Origin of the sequence: Bradyrhizobium sp. Tv2a-2, assembly GCF_000472425.1 — a bacterium.
In the GTDB taxonomy this organism is placed as follows: Bacteria; Pseudomonadota; Alphaproteobacteria; order Rhizobiales; family Xanthobacteraceae; genus Bradyrhizobium.
The window spans coordinates 493,550-513,171 of record NZ_AXAI01000003.1; the positions used below are offsets into that span (position 1 = coordinate 493,550).

The following is a 19,622-nucleotide window of genomic DNA, read 5'->3' on the forward strand; positions in this document are numbered from 1 at the left end:
CCCCAGAGGTCCGGAAGATTACATGAACGCGACAGCCGACTGCTGCACCGATACTTCGCGCACGAGCCGCGAAGGATTGTCCACGCCGATCCTGCTGACATTCGCCATCACCTGCGGAATCAGCGTCGCCAATATCTACTACGCTCAACCGCTGCTCGACGCGCTCGCGAGCAGCTTCGCCATTCCTGCCTCGACCATCGGGATGGTCGTGACCTTGACCCAGGTGGGGTACGCGCTCGGACTTGTCTTTCTCGTTCCCTTCGGAGACATCATCGATCGGAGGAGGCTCATCGTCGCGCAGGTCGCGGCTTCGGCTGTTGCGCTGCTGGCTGTCGGCACCGCCCGAAGTCCCGCGACGCTCTTCATCGCGATGGTCGTCATGGGATTGCTCGCCGTTGTCATTCAGGTGATCGTCGCCTACACCGCCGCGCTGGCCACGCCCTCGCAGCGCGGCGCGTCGGTCGGCCTCGTCACCAGCGGCGTGGTGATCGGAATTCTCGCGGCGCGGTCGGTGTCCGGTGCCATCGCGGACATCGGCGGCTGGCGCGCGGTGTACCTGACGTCTGCCATTCTGACGTTGTCGGCGGGCCTGGCACTCGCCTGGCTGCTCCCGAACGATCGGGCTTGCCGGAGTCGTGAAAGCTACGGCGCCGTCCTGCGCTCGATGACGATTCTCTTGCGCACCGATCCGTTGCTTCGGACACGCGCAACGCTGGCGATGCTGACGTTTGCCAGCTTCAGCACATTGTGGACCAGCATTGTTCTGCCGCTGCGCGCGCCGCCCATGTCGCTGTCTCACACCGAGATCGGACTATTGGGCCTCGCTGGCATGGCCGGCGCGGCCGCGGCGAGATCTGCGGGCCGCCTGGCCGATCGGGGCTGGGCCGACCTGACGACGGTATCCGCACTCTCCTTGCTCCTGGCTTCCTGGGTGCCGATCGGACTTCTGCATCATTCGATGGGCGCCCTGGTCCTTGGCATCATCCTGCTGGATCTCGCGGTCCAGGCGATCCATGTAACCAACCAGAGCGTTATCTTCGCCGGCCGCCCGGAGGCGACCAGCCGCCTGGTCGGCTGCTACATGCTGTTCTACTCGATCGGCAGCGGCGCCGGCGCGATTGCATCCACCGGGATGTACGCTGTCGCCGGCTGGGCCGGCGTGGCAGGATTGGGAGCCTCCTTCGCAGCGGCGGGCCTCTTGTTCTGGCTGCGGACAGCGCAACGATCGTAGGGCGGATTCGCGAAGCACAATTCGCCGCAACGTAAGACGGCAAAACCGCGCAGCGTGATCTCCCGTGCATCGGCGGGGCTGCTTCCTCCGCGCGTCGCTACTTCCTTCGCCGCGCGACCGCCGCTGCCGTCGCATCGACCACCTTGTCCACCTCCTCGCGCCAGCGCAAAATCTCCATCGCCAGCACGGGATGGTTGAAGCCCTTCAGCTGCAGATCATCCATTGGCGCGGCGTCGACCCATTGTTCGACCATGCCGTAGACGCGTCGGCTCACCACGACCTGGCCGGCCTTGGCTTCGCCACAGAGGCGGGAGGCGAGGTTGGTGACGCTGCCGATGGCGGCGTATTCCAGGCGGTGTTCGAAGCCGACCTGGCCGAGCGTCGCATAGCCGAGCGCGATGCCCACGCCGAAACCGAGACTGTGTCCACGGTTGCGCCAGCGCTGCGTCAGTTCGCCGATCACCTCGCGCATCTCGACCGCCATCTTCACCGCACGCTTGGTGTGGTCCTCCAACTGGATCGGCGCGTTGAACATGATCATCACGCCGTCGCCGGCATAGCGGTCGAGCGTGCCCTCATATTTGAAGATCAATTCGCCGAGCGCTGCGTGATATTCGCGCAGCACGTTCATCGCCTCCTCCGGCTCCGTGGCCTCGGTGAACGCAGTGAAGCCGCGCAGATCGCAGAACACCACCGTCACCTCGCGGCGATGACTCTGCAGCAGCGTATCGTGGCCGTCGGAGGAGGCGATCAGTTGCGCCACCTGCGGTGCGAGGAAGCGCTCGAGCTTCCTGATGCGCTCGATCTCGGCGAGCTGCTTCTCGACGCGATCCTCCAGCGAGCGGTTGAAGTTGCGCAGCTCGTCGGTCTGCTCCTGCAGCTTCGCCGCCTGCTGCTGCACGGTGGTGTGCGCAGAGGCAAGCTCGCGCCCCTTGTGGTCGACCTCCGTAAACAGCCGCGCATTGCGCATCGCGAGCGCCGCCTGATGGCCGAAGGTGCGCATCAGTCCGATCAGATTAGGCGCGAACTCTCCGGCTTTGCTTCGCAGCACGACCAGCGCGCCGAGCGCGCCCTGCTGGTCGACCAGCGGCACTACCAGCACCGCATGGAAGCCGGCCGCGATCGCTATGTCGTGCAAGGGATGGTCGCCGGCCGCGGCGAGATCGGGCACTTCGATCGGCTCGCCCTTCTCGGCGGCTTGGGCGAGGATATTGAGGCCGCCATCGACGGTGAGATGCTCACCCTCGACCGATTTGTCGATGCCGCTCGCTTCCACCAGCGTGAATTGGCGCTTCGCTGCGTCGTAGCCATAGATCAGCACCGCATCGGCATGGGTGATCTCGAGCGCGCGCGCCGCAACCGTCGGCAGCACGGCGTCAAGATCGAGCGAGGACGCCACCGCGCGGCCGACCTCCTCCAGCACCTTGAGCTCGTTGATCGAACGCGCGAGATCGCGCGTGCGCTCCTCGACCTTGGTTTCGAGGCCGGAATAGGTCTCCTGCAGCTGGCCCGCCATGCTGTTGAACTGGCCTGCGAGCTCCTGCAGTTCGTCCTTGGTGTTGACGTCGATGCGATGGCTGAAGTCCCCGGCGCCGAGCTTGCGTGCGCCGGTGCGGAGTGCGGTGATCGGCACCAGCATGCGGCGCGCCAGCACCATGCCGGCAGCGATCGCAACCATCAGGCCGAGCCCGAGCAGCAGCGCCACGCGCACCAACTGATCGCGGATCGGTTCCAGCGCAAGTGCGGTCGGCTGCTCGAAGAACACGACCCAGCCGAGCTTCGGCAAACTTGTGGACGCAGTCAGCACCGAATCGCCGTTGACATCGCGGCCCGATGCGAGCGGGCTGCCGTCGGGGGCGATCAAAGCGGCGACCTGGGGTAGTGAGGAGAGGTCGCGCCCGACATCCGGGCCCTTGCTCGATGAGGCCAACACCTTGCCATGGGAGTCGACGACATACGCAAAGGTCGCCTTGCCGACCTGGGCATCCCCCAGGAAATCGGAGAGGAAGCGCAGATCGATGTCGGCGATAGTGATGCCGTTGTTGAAGCCGGAATGCGCGACCGAGATCGACATCGAGGGGCGGTCGCCGGAGAAGGTGGCGGGCGTGAAGCTCACGCCGCGCGCCGTCGTCTCGACGAAGCGCAAGTCGTGCGAGAAGTCGATGCCGCTGGAATACACGGCCTCGGTCCGGGACAGGCGCAGCAGCTCGCGGCCCTGACCGTCGAGCCAGATGAGCTGGCTCACCGGGGCGACCTGGTTCATGAGCTGGGTGTAGTCGTTGCGACGCTTCTCCAGTGTGTTGACGCTGGCGCGAGTCACCCAGCTGATCTGGCGCTCCAGCTCCGAGATCGACTGGTCGATGTGCTTGGCGGTCGCCTCCGCCTTCTCGCTCATTGCGGCGGTCAGGGAAGCCTTGGTGGCGCGATAGCTGATGAAGGTCTCGATTGCGCCGTTCACCGCCAGCACGAACAAGACGAGGCCGACGAGGGAGACCACGTATTTGACAAACAGACCCTCGCGAAGAAACCAGACCTTCGGTTTGACGCCGATCATCCAAGACCCTCGTGCGCCTGCCCTCGCAAGGATACGGCATTGCCAGGGACGGGCCGCGCTGACGATCCGCTTCTAGCACAGTCGGGGAGGACCTGCCGGAAGGGCTCGTCGGTGTGGTTAGCACCGTGGGCGCCCCGATCGTATGAACCATGTCACCCTGAGGAGGCCGCGAAAGCGCCGTCTCAAGTGGCGACGGCCCGGCTACGGGGCCGTTCATCGGCGAGGCCTGCGCCGGGTTCCGGCATCGCAGGATGACGGGTGAATGAGCCGGATAACGGCTCGGAAAGGTCAGGGAATTGGCGTGAGCCTACCGGCTAAACAATTGGCGCAGCACATCATTCATGGGCTGGCTGTCCTGCGGGCCGTCCCGCTGGTTGCCCGGGGCCTCGGTCGAACCGCCGTCCGGCTGCGGGGGTTGCGGCGGCGTCCCCTCAATCGGCGGGATCGACCGGCTGCGGCGCGTCGTCCCGCGCTCGCCGCCCTGCTGGGCCGCACCAAGCCCTTGTTGGATCATATTGCCCAGGGTCTGGCCGAGCGGGCCGCTGAGCGGATTGCCTGCACCGCTAGTGTCTGCGCCGCCAGTCCCGCCCGTGCCGCTGGTCTGGCCGCCACCGGCCAGACCGCCAAGGATGCCGTTCAGCCCGCTATTCGGTCCGAACAGGCCGTTGCCCATCTCGCGCAGCTTGGCATAGGCGGCGTCGGGATTGTCCAACACCCCGGCTACGTCGGGGTAAATGCGCGGCTGGGACCAGGGACCCTCGATCATCACGGGAATGCCGAAGCCGACGGGATCGGAGGTGCGGCCCTGGCCCTGCGTCGTCAGCACGAGCTTGGGCTCGACACGGAAGCCGATCTGCTTGGTGGAGAGATCGATGGTGCCGGCGCCGGTCACCTTGACAAGCGGTCCCACCAGGCTGAGGTCGGTGGTCTGGGCCTGGCCGCGGTCGATGCGGAAGGAGGCCGAGAGCTGGCTGAGATCGGTCGACTGCTCCTTGGTCGCGTCCTCCTGCCAGCCCGTCAAGGTCTGGGCGGAAAGGTTGCGGATCATCTGCGCCACATTGATGCCGCGGATCGCACCGTCCTGGAAGTTGGCGAACACTGTGCCGGACATATTGGACATGATCGCCTGCCGGCTGTTGCCGGCCGAGCGTGCCACGACCTTGGCCTGCAGGCGCCCGTCGATCTTGTCGAAATCGGCAAGCGAGGTCAGCAGCGGCAGCGCGCCGACATTGACGAGGTCGCAATGCATCGCAAAAGTCGGGTTTGGAGCGGTGGCATCGACGATCAACTCGCCGCTCGCCTGTCCGCCATAGGCGCCGAGATTCTCGACCGAGGTTTTCAGCACGCCGCCGGCCAGCGTCGCGTCGATTGCCGCCGGCGCAAATTGCGCCTGACCAATGGTGAGTTGCGCAGCGGAGACGCGCGCCTGCGCATCGATATAGTTCAGGCCCGTCAAGTCAAACGGCGCATTGCTCCAGGCCTGCACGGGTGCGCCGGGTGGCGTCTTGGGCAGTGGGATATCGAAACGCTGAAAGTCGAGATCAAGCTTGACCAGCGGTTTGCTCGATGCGTCGATCGAGGCCCAGCCGCTGAAACTGCCGTCGCCAAGCGTGCCGCTGACGCCGTTGAAGCGGATCACCGTGCCGGTGAGGCGCAGCTCCGCCTTGGCCGCCAGCGGCGCATGCAACAGCTCCGGCGCGTCGATCTTGATGTCGACGGGGATATTTTGCCGCTCGATCGGCGGTCGCGGCGCGATCGCCGTGATATCGAATTTCAGCGGCGAAGACTCGGTGCCCGCTGAGCCCGTCAGCCTGACCTTCTGGTCGGCGCCGATCGTGGCATCCACCTCGATACCGTCGATGCGGTTCTCGATCCGGTCGTGCGGGTTGGAGAATATGATTGAGCCGTTGGTCACCTTGACGCGGTCGACGGCGACGGCCTCCGCTTCGCCCGCTTGCTTGGCGGGCTTGGTGGCTGGGACGGCCTCGCGGTTGCGCAACAGCGGAACATGGACGACAGGCCTGGTAATGATCAGCTCGCTGATTGCAGGCTTGCCGGACCAGGCGCTCGACAGCGGCATGACGGCCTCGACGCTGCCGATGGTGATACGGCCCGCGCCGTCGCGGTCCTTCGGATCCTGCAGCGTAATTCGGCTGAGCGTGACATTCAGCCGCGGCCATAGGCTGATCCTGGTCGTGCCATCGACGGTCAGGCGATAGCCGGTCGCATGCTCGACATGGTCGCGGATGCTCGCGTTGACGAAGCCGGAGGGTATTCCCACCACCAATAGCAGCGCGATCACGACAACGATGGCGGCGATCGCAGCGCCTGCGACTTTGAGGACTCTCATGTCGACGTTCCAACCGGGGCAAACGGCATCATGTCAGGCCCGGGCAGCCATCCCCCCGGACCGTGCGTTACGAGCTTATCCTGCAAAACGCAGGGGCTGCTCAAAAGAGGTTAAAAATAATCCGGGGTGCTGCAAACTTATGTGACTTATGGCACACTTCCGTGGCGCAGGACGCATTTAAGGTCCTCGCATCGACATTCAAAGGCATTGCAATGAGTAAACAGGCCGAATTTGCGGTCATTTTAAAAATGAATCCGATGTTTGCGGATCTGGGGGCCGACGAGCTCTCCCGGCTCTCCAATTTCTGCCACACCCAGCATCTCAACGCCGGTGCGGTCCTGTTCCAGAAGGGCGATTCGGGCGATGCCCTGTTCGGCGTACGCCGGGGTCAGATCCGGATCGAGACCGGGGCGCCCGATGGCAGCCGACTGACCCTGAATTTCATGGGACCGGGCGACCTGTTCGGTGAGGTCGCGGTGCTGGACGGCCAGAGCCGCACGGCGGATGCGACCGCAGGCGAGGCGAGCGAATTGTTCGTGCTGCGGCGTGAGGATTTCCTGAACTTCCTCGAACGGGAACCGAAGGTCGCGATCAGGATCATCGCGCTTCTGTGCCAGCGCATTCGCTGGCAGAGCGAGCGGATGGAGGAATCGGTGCTGCAGCCTCTGCCGGTGCGGTTGGCGCGCAGGCTTTGTGCGCTCGCTGCCGATTTCGGCTCGGAGGTGCATATTTCGCAGGAGCAGCTCGGCATCTTCGTCGGCGCCGCGCGCGAAAGCGTCAACCGCCAGCTGCAGAGTTGGCGCAAGGACGGCATCCTCGACCTGCAGCGCGGTCGCATCCTGTTGCAGAACCTGCAGCGGCTGCACGCGATCGCGCGAAACGAATAGCATCGCCTGGCGGGCCCTGAGATGCCAAACAGGTCGCATCACAACGCCCGCCACATCGCGATGAACCTCCTGCGGAAGCGGGGGCTCAAGCATTCCTCGGCGAATGTTGCGATGGCGCCAAGCACCGCGCCGACCTCGCACATCATCGCGGTGATGGATTGCCTGACGCTCCTGCGCGGCCTCCCGTCCGGGTCGATCCAGCTCGTGGTCTGCGATCCGCCCTACAACATCAATGTCGCCAGCTGGGACGACCGCGCGCAGTATGTCGACTGGGCCGGGCAATGGCTGTCCGAGGTCGAACGCGTGCTGGCGCCGTCAGGCAATCTCGTCATCTTCGGCGGCCTGCAATATCAGGGCGAGGCCGGTAGCGGCGACCTGGTCAGTCTGATCGGTTGGATGCGCGCGCACGCGAACATGCGGCTCGCCAATCTTATCATCTGGAACTATCCGAACGGCCTCGGCGCGCACCGCTTCTTCGCCAACCGCCATGAAGAGATCGCCTGGTTCGCCAAATCGCCCAAATATTATTTCGATCTCGATGCGGTGCGCAGCAAGCTCGATGTCTTGAGGCTCGAGCGTTACAAACGCGACAAGCGGCTCAATCCTGACAATCTCGACAAGGGCATCAATCCGACCAATGTCTGGCGGATTCCGCGGCTCAACGGCAACTCCCGTGAGCGCGTCGGCCATCCGACACAGAAGCCGAAACAGCTGATCGAGCGGCTCGTCCGCGCGCTCTCGTATCCGGAATCGACGGTGCTGGATTTTTTCGCCGGCAGCGGCGTCACCAGCCGGGTCGCGATCGAAACCCGGCGCCATTCGGTCTCGGCGGATGTGGACTCGATGTTCCCAACCTATTTCCGCCGCCACCTCGACCAGATCGATGGCGGCGGCCTGCTGCCGAAGGATTATGTGCTGATCGACCCCGCCGACTGGACGGCGCATCCGCTGTTCCGGACGGCTTCACAAGCTGCGGCCTCACCGTGATGCGCCCGATGCGCTACTCCGCGGCGGCCGCTGGCTTGTCGGACGAGGCTGCGTGCGGCGATGTATCATGCGTGCCGCCGGTCGTGTGATCGGCGTCATCGTGGTGGGTGACGACGAGCCGCCTGCCCAAGCGCCAGATCAGCGAGCCGAGATCGTCCATCACCATGAACATCGCCGGCACGAACACCAGGGACAGCACGGTCGAGAAGATCAGGCCGCCGATCACGGCGAGCGCCATTGGCGAGCGGAATTCGCCGCCGGCGCCGACCGCGAGTGCGCTCGGCGTCATGCCGGCGACCATGGCGACGGTGGTCATCACGATTGGACGCGCGCGCTTCAAGCCGGCGTCGATCATCGCTTCCTCGCGCGGTCTGCCGGCATGGATCGATTCGAGCGCGAACTCCACCAGCATGATGGCGTTCTTGGTCACGATGCCCATCAACATCAGGATGCCGATATAGACGGGGATGGTGAGCTGCTTGCCGGTGAGCCACAGCGCGCCGATGGCGCCGCCGATCGAGAGCGGCAACGAGAACAGGATGGTGATCGGCTGCAGGAAGGTGCCGAACAACAGCACCAGCACCGCATAGACCATCATCAGGCCGGTGGCCATCGCGCTGGAGAAGCCGTCTTGCAGCTCCTTCATGGCTTCCGCATCCTGCCCTTCGGTCACCTTGACGCCGGTGGGAAGGCTCCGCATGACCGGCAGATTGTCGATCTGCGCCATCGCCTCGCCGGAAGCCGCGGTGCCCGCGAGATCGGCGGCGACGGTGGCCTGGCGCTGCCGATCAAAGCGGCTGATGCTGGTCGGGCCCTGGTCGAGCTTGATGTCGGCGACTACCGACAGCGGCACGCCGCCCTTCTCGCCATGTTCGCCGAGCGGCACTCGCAACTGCTCCAGCGTCTTCAAGTCAGCGCGCGCGGAATCCTCGAGCTGCGCCCGAATGGGCACCAGCCGGTTGCCGGCGTCGTATTTGGCGAGCGCAGGACCCACATCGCCGATGGTCGCGACGCGAATGGTCTGCGACAGGCTCTCGGTGGAGACGCCCAGCCGTGCCGCCAGGTCGAGGCGCGGCCGGATGCGTAACTCGGGCCGGTCCAGTGCGGTTTCGGACACGACATTGGCAACCAGCGGAATGCGCTTCATCTGCGTCGCGAGTTCGCTCGCGACATTATTCACGATATTGCTGTCGGCGCCGAGCACGGTCAGCGAGATCGCGCGGTTGCCCTGGTCGTCAAGGAACCAGAAGCGAATGTCGGGGATGTTGTCGAGCTCGCGGCCAATGGCCAGTTCGAGTTCGCGCTGGGTGATCTTGCGCTGGTTCTTGGGCGTATAGTTGATGATGAGGGTGGCGCGGCGTACTTCCTCCGCGCCCTGCGGCGAGCGTCCGCCATCGACGAATACGCTTCTGATCTCCGGCCGCTTGCGCAGGCGCGCGACGATATCCTCGGTCACCTTCTCGGTGTATTCGAGCTGGGTGCCGGGCGGCAGCTCCAGCCCTAGCCAGGAGCGCGACGAATCCTGCGCCGGCAGAAAGCTCTGCGGCAGCAACGTGATGCTCCAGATCGAGGCGGCGAAGATGCCGATGCCGATCAGCACGGTGATGTAGTGGTGCTTCACCGACCAGGCGACCACGCGGTGATAGGTGTTGAGGATCCGTCCCGCCGGCGGCTCCCCATGAGAGTGGTGCTTGAGGAAATAGGCCGCAAGCATCGGTGTCACGAAGCGCGCGGCGAGCAGCGAGAAGAACACCTGCACCGACACCGTGATGCCGAACTGCTTGAAGAACTGTCCGGCGATGCCGGGCATGAAGCTTGCAGGCGCGAAGATTGCGATAATGGTGAAGCTGATCGCTATGACGGCAAGGCCGATCTCGTCGGCGGCATCGAGCGCGGCACGATAGGGCGTCTTGCCCATGTTCATGTGGCGCACGATGTTCTCGATTTCGACGATGGCGTCGTCAACCAGGATACCTGTCGACAGCGTGATGGCGAGGAACGACACCAGGTTCAGCGAGAAGCCGAGGATATCCATCGCCCAGAACGCGGGAAAGATCGACAGTGGCAGCGAGATCGCGGCAATCAGCGTGGCGCGGATGTCGCGCAGGAACAGCATCACGATGATCACCGCGAGGATCGCGCCCTCGAACAAGGTCGAGATTGCCGCTTCGTAGTTTCCCTTGGTGAAGTCGACCGAGGTGTCGATCAGCTTGAGGTCGACATCGGGATGCTCGCCCTTGAGCTCGTCGATACGCTTCTGCACCGCGGCCGCGACCACGACATCGCTTGCGCCCTTCGCACGCTTGATGCCGAGGGCCACCACGGGCTCGCCATTGAACCGGGCGAAAGTGCGGCGGTCGGCGATGGTGTCGGTGACAGTGCCGAGATCGCCCAGCCGCATCGTGCCGCCGCCGAACAGCGGAATCATGGTGCCTCGGAGGTCGTTCAGCGACTTGGCGCCGGCGAGCGTGCGGATTGCCTGGTCGTTGGTGCCGATCTCGGCGCGTCCGCCGGCGAGATCGACGTTGGTGCCGCGCAGGCTCTGGCTGACATTGACGGCCGTGAGCCCCGCGGCCTGCAGCCGGTCGGGATCGAGCGAAACCAGGATCTCGCGGTCGACGCCGCCGATGCGCTCCACCTCCGCGACGCCGCGCACGCCCTGCAGCGCGCGCTTGACGACATCATCGACGAAATAGGACAGCTGCTCCGGCGTCTTGCCGGGCGAGATCGCGGCATAGGTGACGATCGGCAGCCCGATCACGTCGACGCGCTGGATCAACGGCTCCGTCACGTTCTGCGGCAGATTGGAGCGCACGCGGGTGACCGCGTCCTTGACGTCGTTGAGCGCCCGATCGGTGTTGGTCTCGAGCGCGAAGGCGATCGTGGTCACTGACAAGCCGTCGGTGATCGAGGACGAGATGTGCCGCACCCCTTCGACGCCGGAGACGCCGTCCTCGATGACCTTGGTGACCTGGGATTCAAGCTCGACAGGCGCTGCGCCGAATTGCGCGACCGCAACAGAGATCACGGGGATGTCGGCAGAGGGCAGGTGCGTGACCGCGAGCTTGGTGAAGCTGAGCCAGCCGAGCACCAGCAGGATGATCGAGAAGACGACCGGCGGAAGCGGGTTGCGGATCGACCATGCCGAGATATTGAGTGCCATCAGCGTACCTGTCGGTCGAGTTCTTCGGCGAAGACGGTCTTCACCTGGTCGCCATCATGCAGCGAGCTGCCGGCGTCGGCCACGACGATTTCGCCGACTTCGAGCCCGTCGGTGATTTCGGTATCGGTGTCGGTGACCAGCCCGATATGCACCTTGCGCGTCTCGATGGTGTTCGCCTTGACCACCTGGACGGTCAAATGATCGATGGCGCTGTTCGGAATCGAGACGCCGCAGCTGCGCTTGGCGTCGATGCTGGCGCGGGCGAACATGCCGATCTTCAGGGTCGGATTGTTGGTGAGCGCGATCCTGACATGGCCGAGCTGGGTGGCGCGGTCGATCTCCGGCGAGATCAGCCTGACCCGCCCGACCATGTCAGGGGCATCGTCACGGCTCACGCGCGCAGGCGCGCCGGGATTGAGCTTGGGCAGATGAACCGCGGGCACCTCGGCATCGAGCTCGATGTCGTTGTTGATCGAGATGCGAAACATCGGGCCGGCCTGGGGCGAGGCCGGTGCGCCGACCGCGGTCCTCACCTCGGTGACGAGGCCGGGGCCTGGGGCGCGCAGCGAGATCGGGCCGGAGCGCCCGGCCGGGGCGCCGGGTTGTTGCGGCGGCGCCGACAGTCGCGCGAGTTCCTGGTTGTCGGTGACGAGATCGCCTTCGCGGACAAAGAGGTCGGTGACCTTGGAGCCTTCCTGGTCGACTCCCACCACCGCTTCGCGGCGCGGAACGAGATGGCCGGTCACGCGCACCTGGTCGGAGAAGCAGCCATTGGTGGACTTGGTCACCACCACCTGCGCTTCGCGCAGCTTCTCCGTCTCCACGGGACGCGGACGATGTTCGAACCAATAATAGAACCCGATCAACGCAGCGAAGAACACCACGCCGCCAGCGGGCTTTACGTACTCGGTAAGCTTCATCGTCAGATCAATCCAGACAAATGCGCGTCCCGCAACCCTGCGGGACGCGTCTTGAGCGTCAGAATAGCGACGCGCCGGTCACTTCGACGCGGTCGCCTTGTTTTCCATGTTGACCACCTGCACGCGACGGTTCACCTCGGCGAGCGGCTGGTTCGGATCCTTCAGCTTGCTCTTGCCATAGCCGACGGTGACGAGGTCAGCGGGCGCGATGCCGTAGCTTTGCATCAGATAGCGCTTGATGGCGTCGGCGCGCCGTTCCGACAGATCCTGGTTGTAGCCTTCGCCGCCCGCGGCGTCGGTGTGGCCGGCGACGATGAAGGTCGAGCCCTTCAGGTCGGGATTGGTCAGCGCGCGGCCGAGCGCCTGTACCGAGGGCAAAGATTTGGCGCTGATGTTGGCGGAATTGTAGTCGAAGGTGATCTCGAGATCGATATTCGGCTTGTCCTTGGCGATGGTGGCGATCTCCTCGCGTTCGGCCGTGGACAGCGAGCGCGTGGCGCGGCCGCGGATGCTCTGGACGAACTTGCCTTCGGCCTCGGTCGCGGCCGGGTCGGCCTGCCGGCCAATCGATAATCCACGGGTCAAGGGCTTCTTGGGCGCGGCTAGCGCGCGAACGATCTGATCCTCGGTGACATTGTCGTCGCCGGCCCGCGCCTGCGCGAGCCCAAACAGGAATACAGCGCCGATGGCCACGGCAGAAAGCAGCACGCTGAAACGTTTTCCCGACACCCCTAACATTGCCAGTCCCTCCTGCGCCGTGCAGCACGGTTCCAAATCATTTTCGGAAGAAAGGCGGCCCAATCGCCGGTCCCAGCCGCCTATTATCCTATTATTATGTCGCCTGCGGCACGGATCGGTTCGCGCGTGAGCGTCTGCCCGCCTGCTCGAATATATTGCGTCAGCGAACCCCGTAACCCTCGTATTCCTGCGCGATATTGGGGTCCATGGCCTTGGCATTGGCTATATCGACATTGCCCTCGGAAATCGACCCATTCCGCTGCTTGGCAAGGCCGCGCCCGTAGAGCGAGGAGGTCAGCCGCGGATTGATCTTCAGCGCCGCGTCGAAATCCGCAATGGCGTTCTTGTTCAAGCCAGCCTTGAGATTGACGAGGCCGCGACTGTCCAGGGCGTCGACGAAATTCGGGCGCAGGCGCAGCGCCTCGTTGCAATCCTTCAGCGCCGATTGCAGATCGCCGACGACCGAGCGGGCCCAGCAGCGGTTGTTGAGCGCCTCGACGTCCTTCGGGTTCAGCCGGATCGAGTCGTCGAAATCCTTGATCGCGAGGTTATAAGCCCCCTTGCTGGCATAGACCTGCCCGCGCCGGTACAGCGCGTTGACGTCGTCAGGATTGGCGTCGATCTTGGCGGTCAGGCTCTTGATGGTGGGATCGTCGGCGAGCGCCACCTGGGTCGGCTGCGCCGGCTGGCTGTCGGTCGCCGCGGGCGGCGTCGCCGGGGCAGGTGGCGCCGGTATCTCGACCTTCGGCGGCGGCGGAGGTGGCGGTAGGTTGACGACCGCCGTCGAACTGGGCGCAGGGGCGGGCGGCGGGGACGCCGGCGTCTGGGGTGAGGGGAGTGTCGCGACCGGGCCCGGCGGGCGCGGTCCGCCGGCTCCCGGGACAAAGGAAAAGTCCTCGGACAGCGACGAGGAAATCCAGGGAATCTGCTCCTGGCGCGAGGCGCGGCTGACGCCGATACGCGTCTTGTTCAGCGTCTCCTCGGCCATCAGGTCGGGGACGCGGATCTCCTTCAAGAGCTCCTGGACGAACAGGCTGTGGTCGCCGCCATTGTCTGATATCACCGACGACAGCGCCGCCGAATACATCACCAGCGTACCATTGGGCGCGACGACCGGCGCGAGCCCGGCGGAGAAGCTGCGGAAGCGCCGCTCGTAAGGGTTGCGCCTGGAAGCATCGAGCAGCGCGATCTTGACGCCCGCGCCGCGGTTATTGATCTCGCCCAGCACGGCTTCGAGACTGAAGCCGTCACGGCGGACGTCGGACTCCTGCCAGAGCTGGGCGTCGATCGGCATCATGTAGCTCTGGCGGTTGGACTGGATGCCATAACCGCTGAAGAACAGGAGCACCACATCGCCGGGTTTGATCTTGGCATAGAGCCGGTCGAAGGCGCGTCGCATGCCGTCGCCGTTGAGGTTCTCGCCGATATCGACCTTGAATCCGTCCCGCTTGAGCTCGTCAGCGACGTCACGGGCGTCGTTGACGGGTTCCTTCAGCGGCGTGTCGGCGTCGGGATATTTGGCGTTGCCGATGACAAGGGCATAACGATCACCGGCGGCGGACGATGGAACGATCGAGGCGACCGAGACAATCAGGGCAAGCAATATTGCGAGGCAAATCTTCATCACTTAGCGGTCCAGCGAAAATGGCGCCGATACCAGCTTGCGCCCCAGCGACCTTACTCTACGCATAGGGCATTATCAAACCGCCCCTCCCACCCGTCAACCACTTGGAGACTCGCAGCAATTGCTGCTGCGCGGCGCGCGGCAAACAGTGCGACGGCGCCCACCGCCGGTCGCTTCGGGAAGCTTGGCCGCCACCAAATCCTTAAGTTCCCGACGGGAGTAATAATGTGATTGGGCTCACATTGCGACGGGTCTGCGTCAAGTCGGTGACAAGCCCTGCGACGAATCGCGCGATTTGACCTTTCGCGCGAGCGGTGGCTTGGTGTCGCCACTCCCTTCGCAGGATAAAAACAATGGGAAACGCCTACGAGATCTATGCCCTGCGCTATGCGACCATGTCGCCGCGCACGCCGCACATGAACTTCCTGTCACCCGATCCGCACGAGACCACGGCACAGGCGCTGGACTATTTTGTCTGGCTGGTGCGCGGGCAGGGGCGCGATATCCTGGTTGACACCGGCTTCAATGCCGAAGAGGCGGAGCTGCGCGCCCGCAAGCTCACGCTCAATCCGGTCGATGCGCTGGCACGCTTTGGCGTCGCGGCCGGTGACATCCGCGATATCATCGTCACCCATCTGCATTACGATCATGCAGGCAATCTCGACCGCTTTCCCAATGCCCGCTTCCATCTACAGGAGCGCGAGATGGCCTATGCGACGGGCCGCTGCATGTGCAACGGTCTGTTGCGTCATCCCTTCACCGTGGAGCACGTGACGCAGATGGTTCGCCATGTCTATGGCGAACGCGTCACCTTCCATTCCGGTGATGGCGAGGTCGCGCCCGGCGTCACCGTGCATCGTGTCGGCGGCCATTCGGATGGTTTGCAGGTGGTCAGGGTCGAAACCGCGCGCGGCCCCGTGGTGCTTGCCTCCGACGCCGCGCATTACTACGCCAATCTGCAACGCCGCAGCCCGTTTCCGATCGTCTACAATGTCGGCGACATGGCGGCGGGCTGGGAGACCGTGGAGCGGCTGGCCGGCCATCCCGACCGTTTCATCCCAGGGCACGATCCGATTGTGGCGGAAATCTATCCGCGGGCGAGCGACAAGGTCGATGCGTTTGCCCTGCACGCGGTGCCATCGCGCTCGTTTGTGAAGTAGTTGGTCGTCGTGCCTGCGGCAAGCCGAGGAATCTGCGAGCCTATTGATCCCGACCCGATAGGTCAGCAACCAAGACCCAATGAATGAGATGCGATGCGGAACTCATCAGGATACAGTTGGAATTTTCGCTTCCGAGTTCGTTAGCTGACAAGTTGAGCGTTTGGAGGCCGCGATGCCGGACATTGCGGACTGGCTCATAGGTCTTGGCTTTCAGCAGTACATACGCTGCTTCGCCGAGAACGATATTGATTTTTTGATTCTGCGTGATCTGGACGAATCCGATCTCGAAAAGATCGGCGTGCTGTCGCTTGGCCATCGCCGCAGGCTGCTGCGGGCGATCGCGGAGCTGAAAAACCCGGAAAGACCTGCGCCTGAGGACAGCCGGCCGGCTGCCGCGGCCAGCGCGGCGCGTCCGCCGGATTTCGCCGAGCGCCGCCAGGTTACCGTGATGTTTTGCGATCTTGTTGGCTCGACGGCGCTCTCCGCCCGCATGGACCCGGAAGATCTACGGGACATCATCTCGGCGTATCAGAGATGCGTCGCCGATACCGTGCGACGGTTCGATGGTTTCGTCGCCAAATATATGGGTGACGGCGCGCTGGCATATTTCGGCTATCCCGAGGCTCACGAGGATGATCCTGAGCGCGCGGTACGGGCCGGGCTGGAGTTGATCGCGGCGATATCTGCGCTCAAGGCTCCGGTTCTGCTGCAAATCCGTGTCGGCATAGCGACCGGAGTGGTGATCGTCGGAGACATGATCGGGTCGGGCGAAGCTCAGGAACGCGGCATTGTCGGTGAGACCCCTAATCTGGCTGCGCGGCTGGAAGCGATGGCGCCACCCAATGTGGTGGTCATTGCGGACGGAACACGGAAGCTTCTCGGAAATCTGTTCGAGCTGGAGGACCTCGGAACAAAGGACATCAAGGGCCTCCATGGTGAGTTGCGCGCATGGGCGGCGCTGCGACCAAGCTCAGCAGCGAGCCGCTTTGAGGCGTTGCACGCGGGGGGCCTGACACCCCTGGTCGGGCGAGATGAAGAGCTGGAGTTGCTGCTGCGACGCTGGTCACGCGCCAAGAGCGGCGAAGGTCAGGTGGTATTGCTCTCCGGTGAGGCCGGCATCGGCAAGTCACGGCTCACTTTCGCGCTGTTGGAAGAGCTCGCCCGGGAGCCGCACGTGCGCCTGCGCTACGTCTGTTCGCCGCAGCATACCGACAGCGCGCTCTATCCGATCATCAACCAGCTGATGCGCGCCGCCGGGTTGGAAGATGATGACAGCCCGCAAACCAAATTGGACAAGCTCGATGTGCTCCTGAGGCTCAGCTCAACTTCGCCGGAGGACGCGTCGCTGATTGCCGAGTTGCTCTCGCTTCCTCACGACGGACGCTATCCTCCGGTCGAAGTTGAGCCTCAGCTTCGTCGTCAGAAAACGCTGCAGGCGCTTTGTTCGCAGCTCGAGTCGCTTGCACGAGCCAATCCCGTCCTGATCATTTTGGAGGACGCGCACTGGGTCGATCCAACCAGCCTCGAATTGTTCTCCCGGGTAATGGATCTGGCGGCCAGCCGTCGGCTCTTGATACTTGTTACTTTCAGGCCGGAATTCAGCCCGCCCTGGATCGGGCGGCCGCATGTGACAGCGCTGACCCTCAATCGGCTGACGCGGCGCGCCGTCGAGTCCCTCATCGAGGAAGTCGCCGGTAACCGGTCGTTACCGGCGGGCGTCCGCCAGGATATCATCGAGCGCACCGATGGCATTCCGCTGTTCGTCGAAGAGATGACGAAGGCGGTGCTGGATGCGGAAGGCGAGAGCAAAGCGCGGCTGGCTGTCGCAGGAGAAAAGACGCGTGGCGTGACGGTTCCGGCAAGCCTGCAGGCTTCGCTGATGTCGCGGCTCGACCGGCTCGGTCCGGCGAAAGAGGTGGCGCAGATCGGTGCGGCGATCGGGCGCGAATTTCCCCACATGTTGCTGGCTGCGGTCGTGCGAAAGCCGGAGGCGGAATTGCATGCCGACCTCGATCGACTCATTGCAGCAGGTCTGCTGTTTCGACAGGGCACCCCGCCGCATGCAAGCTACCTGTTCAAGCATGCGCTGGTGCAGGACGTAGCCTACAGTACGCTGTTGCGGGATCCGAGGCGCGTGCTCCACGCGCGCATCGCCGACATCCTCGAAAGTCAGTTCGCCGAAATTGCCGAGGGTCAGCCCGAGTTGCTGGCGCGTCACTACACCAAGGCCGACCTGATCGAGAAGTCGGCGCGCCTGTGGGGCAAGGCCGGACAGCGGTCGCAGGAGCTTTCAGCGCTGATCGAGGCCGCGGAGCAGCTTAGCCAGGCTCTGGCGCAAATCGCGACCTTGCCCAGCGCGGCCGACCTGCGACGCGAGCAGATCATCTGGCAAGTCGCGCTGTTGAATACCCTCATGCATGTCAAGGGATACGGCGCGCCCGAAACCAAGGCTGCCGTAGCCCAGGTGAAGACATCGATCGAGCAGGCGGAACGGCTGGGAGAATCTCCCGACGATGCTTCGTTGCTGCTCTCGGCTCTCTTTGGTCAGTGGATTGTCAACTTCATAAGCTTTGATGGTGACATTGCGCGAGAGCTCGCGGCGCGCTTTCTGGCGCTGGGCGACAAGGACGGGACGGTGCCCCTTATCGTCGGACACCGCACCATGGGCAGTACGCTCGCACTGATGGGAAACCTCGTTCAGGCTCGAGCGCACTACAATGAAGCGCTCGCTCTTTACAGTCCCGCCGAACACAGGCGGTTGATGACGCGATTTGGCCAGGACCTCCGGGTTACATGCTTGGGCTTTCGTTCAATGGCCTTGTGGCTGCTTGGTTATCCCGAGGAGGCGCTCGAGGATGCGGATTGCGCGCTAACGGAGGCGCGCCAGATCGGACATGCGGCGACCTTGATGTTCACGCTGAATTTCCCGATTCTCGTCAATACCTATTGCGGGAACTACGAGCGGGCAAACGCGCTGCTCGATGAGCTTGTCGTCCTGGCGGAGGAGAAGGGCGCCCCCTTCCGAAAGGCGGAAGGGGTAGTAAGGCGAGGGTATATCGTCACGCTTGCGGGAGAAGCAGCGAAGGCAGTCGAGATGGTCTCGTCCGGTATCGCCTTATGGCGCGCGGCGGGATCGACAATATTCACGCCGGAGCATGAGTTCATGTTGGCCATCGCCCATTCAAATTTAGGCCGATTTGACGATGCGCGGCGCTGCATCGACAATGCGATGACGGCAATGCAAGCGACCCAGGAAAGGTGGTGCGAGGCCGAGGTTCATCGCGTTGCCGGTGAAATCGTGCTCAGGTCGCCAGAACGGGACGTAACCAAAGCACGGGCCCATTTCGAGCAATCCCTGGCCCTTGCGCGAGCACAGCAGGCAAAGTCGTGGGAATTGCGTGCGGCGATGAGCATGGCGCGGCTTTTGAAGGATCAAGGCAACCGGCAAACAGCACGTGACCTCCTCGCCCCGATCTACGATTGGTTCAGCCAAGGTTTTGACACCAGTGATCTGCGACAGGCCGAGGCCTTGCTCGACGAGCTTCATTGACCCCCGGGTGCAGCGGCCACCCGGCCTTCCTTGCGCCCTCGACTTCTCGAGGGTCATCGTTGGAGCTCGGACGAATATCGTCGCGAGAATGCTGTTTCATGCTCTCTCGGTGTCAGACCTCACGGAAGCGGGGCATCCAGTATTCCAGAGGCTTCTCAGCGAGAACTCCGGCGTTTGCGGAATGCTGGATCGCCCGGTCGAGTGTTCAGCCCGGGGACATGACCGACGGGTGTTCGGGGACATAGCCGACACATCATAGTGCACGGATTTGGCAGTGTGGGAGGCCAAGTCCATGCCCTGGCGAGAGGTGTCGGTTATGGATCAGCGGCGGGAGTTCGTTCGACTTGCGATGCAGGAAAAAGCGAATCGGCGGGAGCTCTGCCGGCGATTTAATATCCATCCCGATACGGGCTACAAATGGCTTGCGCGATGGCGGGCCGACCAGGACGTTGAGGACC

General features: G+C 63.9%; 12 protein-coding genes. 6 read left to right on the forward strand and 6 right to left on the reverse strand.

Annotation, left to right across the window (positions count from 1 at the left end; all coding sequences use genetic code 11):
* The first annotated feature begins 22 nt into the window (after positions 1-22).
* The gene (locus A3AI_RS0108530) at positions 23-1,231 is read left to right on the forward strand and encodes an MFS transporter (RefSeq protein WP_024515187.1); all 1,209 of its coding nucleotides are present in this window, start codon (positions 23-25) and stop codon (positions 1,229-1,231) included.
* Between the two features lie 97 nt (positions 1,232-1,328).
* Here the strand turns inward: A3AI_RS0108530 and A3AI_RS0108535 are convergent, their stop codons facing one another.
* Positions 1,329-3,785 carry an adenylate/guanylate cyclase domain-containing protein gene (locus A3AI_RS0108535; RefSeq protein ID WP_024515188.1) on the reverse strand — a complete coding sequence of 819 codons (2,457 nt, stop codon included), beginning with the start codon at positions 3,783-3,785 and terminating at the stop codon, positions 1,329-1,331.
* A gap of 307 nt (positions 3,786-4,092) precedes the next feature.
* Entirely contained in the window at positions 4,093-6,135 is a 2,043-nt protein-coding gene (locus A3AI_RS0108540) for an AsmA family protein (RefSeq protein WP_024515189.1), read from the reverse strand.
* Between the two features lie 212 nt (positions 6,136-6,347).
* Between A3AI_RS0108540 and A3AI_RS0108545 the strand changes: the two genes are divergently transcribed.
* Positions 6,348-7,022, forward strand: coding sequence for a Crp/Fnr family transcriptional regulator (locus A3AI_RS0108545; RefSeq protein WP_024515190.1), 675 nt, complete (start codon positions 6,348-6,350; stop codon positions 7,020-7,022).
* A 21-nt stretch (positions 7,023-7,043) separates the two neighbouring features.
* On the forward strand, positions 7,044-8,009 hold the full coding sequence (locus tag A3AI_RS0108550) for a DNA-methyltransferase (RefSeq protein WP_024515191.1): 966 nt from the start codon (positions 7,044-7,046) through the stop codon (positions 8,007-8,009).
* Between the two features lie 13 nt (positions 8,010-8,022).
* On the opposite strand, the gene A3AI_RS0108555 is transcribed toward A3AI_RS0108550, so the two are convergent.
* From A3AI_RS0108555 to A3AI_RS0108570, 4 genes are all read right to left on the reverse strand, one after another.
* On the reverse strand, positions 8,023-11,172 hold the full coding sequence (locus A3AI_RS0108555; RefSeq protein WP_024515192.1) for an efflux RND transporter permease subunit: 3,150 nt from the start codon (positions 11,170-11,172) through the stop codon (positions 8,023-8,025).
* The gene (locus A3AI_RS0108560; protein WP_024515193.1) at positions 11,172-12,092 is read right to left on the reverse strand and encodes an efflux RND transporter periplasmic adaptor subunit; all 921 of its coding nucleotides are present in this window, start codon (positions 12,090-12,092) and stop codon (positions 11,172-11,174) included. Before A3AI_RS0108560 ends, A3AI_RS0108555 begins: the two co-directional genes overlap by 1 nt.
* A gap of 78 nt (positions 12,093-12,170) precedes the next feature.
* Positions 12,171-12,830, reverse strand: a complete 660-nt coding sequence (locus A3AI_RS0108565) for an OmpA family protein (RefSeq protein ID WP_036047626.1) — start codon at positions 12,828-12,830, stop codon at positions 12,171-12,173.
* 160 nt (positions 12,831-12,990) lie between these two features.
* Entirely contained in the window at positions 12,991-14,454 is a 1,464-nt protein-coding gene (locus A3AI_RS0108570; RefSeq protein ID WP_024515195.1) for a caspase family protein, read from the reverse strand.
* A 353-nt stretch (positions 14,455-14,807) separates the two neighbouring features.
* Between A3AI_RS0108570 and A3AI_RS0108575 the strand changes: the two genes are divergently transcribed.
* The 3 genes from A3AI_RS0108575 to A3AI_RS46075 all read left to right on the forward strand — a co-directional run.
* Entirely contained in the window at positions 14,808-15,614 is an 807-nt protein-coding gene (locus A3AI_RS0108575) for an N-acyl homoserine lactonase family protein (protein ID WP_024515196.1), read from the forward strand.
* Between the two features lie 172 nt (positions 15,615-15,786).
* Entirely contained in the window at positions 15,787-19,164 is a 3,378-nt protein-coding gene (locus A3AI_RS0108580) for an AAA family ATPase (RefSeq protein WP_024515197.1), read from the forward strand.
* Between the two features lie 292 nt (positions 19,165-19,456).
* The coding region (locus tag A3AI_RS46075) for a helix-turn-helix domain-containing protein (RefSeq protein ID WP_156927678.1) at positions 19,457-19,622 on the forward strand (166 nt) is incomplete at its 3' end.